Origin of the sequence: Promicromonospora sp. NPDC060204 (genome assembly GCF_042728455.1) — a bacterium.
GTDB lineage: Bacteria > Actinomycetota > Actinomycetes > Actinomycetales > Cellulomonadaceae > Promicromonospora.
This window is the reverse complement of sequence record NZ_JBHWZO010000369.1, coordinates 1-4,765: the sequence shown is the minus strand read 5'-3', so window position 1 is coordinate 4,765 and position 4,765 is coordinate 1. Positions and strand designations below refer to the sequence as shown.

General features: G+C 70.8%; 2 protein-coding genes. One reads left to right on the top strand and one right to left on the bottom strand.

Going from position 1 to position 4,765, the window contains the following annotated elements:
* Positions 1 to 122: 122 nt before the first annotated feature.
* Positions 123 to 1,820 (bottom strand): DUF885 domain-containing protein, encoded by a 1,698-nt coding sequence (locus ACFWEJ_RS27355; protein WP_377232325.1) that lies wholly within the window; start codon positions 1,818 to 1,820, stop codon positions 123 to 125.
* Between the two features lie 144 nt (positions 1,821 to 1,964).
* On the opposite strand from ACFWEJ_RS27355, the gene ACFWEJ_RS27350 reads away from it, so the two are divergent.
* A complete protein-coding gene (locus ACFWEJ_RS27350) occupies positions 1,965 to 4,709 on the top strand; it encodes a glycosyltransferase family 8 protein (protein WP_377232324.1) in 2,745 nt (914 codons plus the stop codon).
* The last annotated feature ends 56 nt before the right edge of the window (positions 4,710 to 4,765 follow it).

Sequence of the window (4,765 nt, the reverse complement as noted above, 5' to 3'; positions counted from 1 at the left end):
TAACGTCAAGGCGGCCGCACGAAACACCAAATACGAGATCTGTCTAACGTGACCCGGGACAGGTGTCAGACGTCCTGGACCCCCGAGGGGCCTGCACGTCTGACACGCGGCGGCCCGAGAACTCAGGCCAGCGCCTCGCGGAGGGTGTCCAGGCCCACGGAACCGAGGTTGAGCGCCCGGGCGTGGAACGCCTTCGCGTCGAACTCCTGGCCCGCCGGCACGGCCGCCTTCGCGGCGTCGCGCGTCTGCTCCCACAGGCGCTGCCCCACCTTGTACGACGGCGCCTGCCCCGGCCAGCCGAGGTACCGGTTGAACTCGAACCGCACGAACTGCTCGGGCATGTTCACGTTGGCCAGCAGGAACGGCCAGCCCTTCTCGGCGGTCCAGGTGCCGCCGCCCCACTGCTCCGGGGCGGGCTTGCCGAGGTGCACGCCGATGTCGAACACCACGCGGGCCGCGCGCAGGCGCTGCGCGTCGAGCATGCCGAGGCGGTCGCCCGGGTCGTCCATGTAGCCGAGGTCGGCCATGAGGCGCTCCGCGTACAGGGCCCAGCCCTCGCCGTGGCCGGAGACCCAGCAGGCCAGCCGCCGCCAGGTGTTCAGCGTCTCGCGCGCGAACACGGCCTGGCCGCACTGGAGGTGGTGCCCCGGGACGCCCTCGTGGTAGACGGTCGTCTTCTCGCGCCACGTGTTGAACTCCGTGACGCCGGCCGGCACGGCCCACCACATCCGGCCCGGCCGGGACCAGTCGTCGCTCGGCGGGGTGTAGTAGATGCCGCCCGACTGGGTCGGCGCGATCATGCACTCCAGGTCGAGCACGGGCTCGGGGACGTCGAAGTGGGTGCCGTTCAGCGCGGTGATCGCGGCGTCCGACGTCTCCTGCATCCAGGCCTTGAGGGCGTCGGTGCCCAGGAGCTTGCGCGCGGGGTCGGCGTCGAGCACGGCCACCGCCTCCTCGACCGTGGCGCCTGGCCCGGCTATCTGCGCGGCGACCTGCTCCTGCTCGGCCACGATGGACGCGAGCTCCTCCAGGCCCCACTGGTACGTCTCGTCGAGGTCCACCTGCGCGCCCAGGAAGTGGCGCGAGAACAGGGCGTAGCGGTCGCGGCCCACGGCGTCGGCCTCGGGCGCCTGCGGCGCCAGGTCGCGCTCCAGGAACTCCGCCAGCCTTCCGTAGGCCTCGCGGGCGGCCGTGGCGCCGTGCTCCAGCTCCTTGCGGATCAGGCTGCACGCGGCCGACTCGTCCAGCACCGCGTCGACGGCGGCGCCGCGCGTGAACGACGTGAAGAAGGAGTCGCTCCCGGCCAGCTCGCGCGCCTGGTCAACGCACTCGCGCACCTGGCGGATCGCGGCGACGTTCCCCTGCGCGGCCGCCGCCGTCAGCGACTCGATGTATCCGTCGACGGCGCCCGGCAGGCCGTTGAGGCGCGACGCGATGTTCTCCCAGCCCTCGACCGTGTCGGTGGCCATGATGTCGAAGACGTCGCGCAGGCCCTGCACGGGCGAGGCGATATTGTTCAGGTCGCGCAGGCCCTCGCCGGCCGCGTGGAGCTCCAGGTCGAGCCCGACCCGCTCGCGCATCGCGGACAGCGTGACCCGGTCGACGTCGTCGGCGGGCTGCACGCCGTCGAGCCGCGCCAGGACGTCCCGCCCAGCCTGGGCCAGCGCGTCGTGTCCGGCGGGCGAAAGGTCGCCGATCTCGTGGTCGTGTCCGGGCAGGCCCATGGCTGTGGCGGACAAAGGGGCGAGTTCAGTGAGACGCTTGACGTAGTCATCGGCGATGACGTCGATCTGCGTGGATGTGCGCACAGGGCTGGTCATTCGACCGAGCCTACGTGCCCGCGCCGATGGCAAACGAGAAGTTTACGTGGCATGTGGCGCCTGTGGGACCTCAGGATCGGCCTGGACGGTACGATCGTTCCCGGCTTGAGCGCCCAGCTCGCCGACCCCGAGAAAGGTATATGGATGAACGTTCGAGGCCGGAGCCTGCGCCGTCGCGCACTTCGCAAAATCGCCAGGACGGCTGATCGCTGGGCCGGCACCAGCGCGCCGCAACCCAAGAAGTCCGCCGAGGCAGCTGCGAAGGCACCGTCCTCGGGGTCGTCGGTCAAGCCGACGGTCAACGAGAAGGCCGCCGCGCGCCTGCGCGGCTCGTACCGCCAGATGACCGAGGTCGTCCTCGGCCTCGAGCCCGGCACGCTGCCCGAGGAGGAGGTGCGGGCGAAGCGCCAGTACGTCCACGCCGCCAAGCGTCTGGCCGCCGACGCCGAGCTCACGCGCAGCCTGCGGTCCGGCGTCCCGCTGACCGACGCCGTGGTCAAGCTGATCCGCGGCCGGTTCACGCGCAAGCTGAACGCCGAGGTCCTCGTGGGCGCCCGCGCGCTGTGCCACTCGCTGCACAGCCAGCCCGAGACCCGCGTCGCCGGTGCGCTCGGTGGAGCGCTCGTCGCCCGCCACGCCGGGACCTACGACCTCGCCTGGGACCTGTTCTCCGAGGTGCCGCGCGACGCCGTGGCCCGGAACGCGCCGGTCGAGTTCCTCCGCACCGCCGCCCAGGTGGGCCAGCTCGGTGTCGTGGACGAGGTCGTCAAGTGGATCGACCAGGGCGTGGTGCAGGGCGCCAAGCCCCTGTACAACATGGCGTCCATCTTCTTCGCCGTGAAGGAGTACACGGCCGCCTCCCGTGCGATCGACGCGGCCCGCGAGGCCGGCGACGCCGACGAGGCGCTGACCCGCCGCATCGAGCTGCTGGCCGACTTCACGTCGCGCGCGATCACGCCGCAGACCGCCACGGTCCCGCAGGGGCGCGTGTCGTTCGGCGTCATCGACTACAAGCAGCCGGACGAGGGCACGACGTCGTCCAACGTGGGCGACTACGTCCAGACCATCGCGAGCCTCGGCCACCTGGTCCGCCACGCGAACCTGCGTCTGCACGGCGACGACGAGCTCGTCGGCGTGGTCTCGGAGCTCCAGGGCCGGGTGCGCCCCGAGCTGCAGATCGACGGCCCCGGCGCCGACGTCCAGCTCATGGCCCTCAACCGTGACTCGTCGAGCTACGACGCCGTCCCGGAGAACACGTGGGCGATCGCCTTCGGCTGGTACATGCAGGACATCTTCGGGTTGGCCTACGACTTCCCGTTCAACCCGAACGTGAACCCGCTGTTCATCTCGTTCCACGTGAACCGCCCGAACATGCTCACGCCCGAGGCGATCGAGTACCTCAAGGCGCACGGCCCGATCGGCTGCCGTGACTGGAACACGGTCTACCTGCTGCTCGCCCGCGGCGTGCCGGCCTTCTTCTCGGGCTGCCTCACCACGACGATCAGCACGGTGTTCCCGGACGCCGCGACGCCGGTCCCGGTCGGCGGCCCCACCGCCTACGTGGACACCCCGGCGCCGACGGACGACGCCATCCAGATCACGCAGGTGCACGAGGACGTCCGCTGGACCTCGATGGGCCCGAACGTCCGCGAGGCGCTGGGGCTCCTGGAGAGCTACCGCACGGAGTTCGGCCAGGTCGTCACCTCGCGCCTGCACTGCTACCTGCCGTCGTGGTCGATCGGTGCGAACGTGCAGTTCACCCCGAAGAACCGCGCCGACGTGCGGTTCGCCGGCCTGCTCGACGCCGACGAGAACGACCTGAACGAGATGCGCGAGCGCATCCGTCGTCTGCTCGCGCCGGCGATGGCCCTCGTGCTCCAGGGCGCGTCGCGCGAGGAGGTCTACGCCGAGTGGCTCAAGACCGTCGCGCCGGAGGTCGCCCTGGCCGAGGAGCGGTTCGCCGCCCCGATCATGAAGCTGACCGCGTCCTTCGACGTCGACGAGGCGTGCCGGACGGCGCGCGCGTCGCGCGTGCTGACGCCGGCCACGGCGCCGCGCACCGGTGAGGTCGTCAACGTGGCGGTCGCGCTGGACGGCAACCTCAAGCAGGAGATGGAGATCGTCATCGGCGGTCTGGTCCAGCACTCGGACCGTCCGCTGCACGTCGTCGCCCTGACGCGCGACCACACCACGGAGGACCACGACCGGCTCGCCGGCCTGTTCCCCGAGGTCAGCTTCGAGTGGATCGCGTGCGACGACATCGACTACGGGCCGGTGCTCGGCATGCTCAAGCACATCACGGTCTCCACGATGGACCGCCTGCTGCTGCCGGAGCTGCTCCCGGACCTCGACCGCGTGGTCTACCACGACATCGACGCGCTGACCGTCAAGGACATCGCGACGCTGCACGACATCGAGCTCGGCGGCTCCCCGCTCGCCGCCCGCCCGTCCGTCGGGCACGGCGTGCGCAGCGGCCTCGGCAACATCCTGAAGCAGGGCCGCCGCCTGACGGAGGAGCCCGTCGTCGCCAACGAGTTCTTCCGCGCGATGTACCAGCGGCACCCGAACGACTTCGACGGCTTCAACGCGGGCATCCTGCTCATGGACCTCGCGCAGATGCGGTCGGAGGGCTTCACCGCCGACTACGTCGCGTACGTGGAGACCTACGGTCTCAACGACCAGGAGATCCTGAACTGCTACGCCGGCTCCCGGTACCGAAAGATCGAGCCGGCCTGGAACAACTGGCCCACGCAGGAGACGGTGACCGACCCGAGCATCGTCCACTGGGCGGGCTGGCTCAAGCCCTGGAACCAGGAGCTGTACGTCAAGTACCGCGAGCTCTGGGACAAGGGCAGCGCGTTCGTCGAGTCGCGGCGCGCCGCGGCCTGACGATGAGCCCGGGCCCGGACGAGGCACCGCACCGCGAGGTGCGGGGCCTGTCTCTT

Excerpts from the sequence above, each read along its gene's own strand:
- ACFWEJ_RS27350 (WP_377232324.1), top strand. The coding sequence starts at position 1,965 with ATGAACGTTCGAGGCCGGAGCCTGCGCCGTCGCGCACTTCGCAAAATC.
- ACFWEJ_RS27355 (WP_377232325.1), bottom strand. The coding sequence starts at position 1,820 with ATGACCAGCCCTGTGCGCACATCCACGCAGATCGACGTCATCGCCGAT.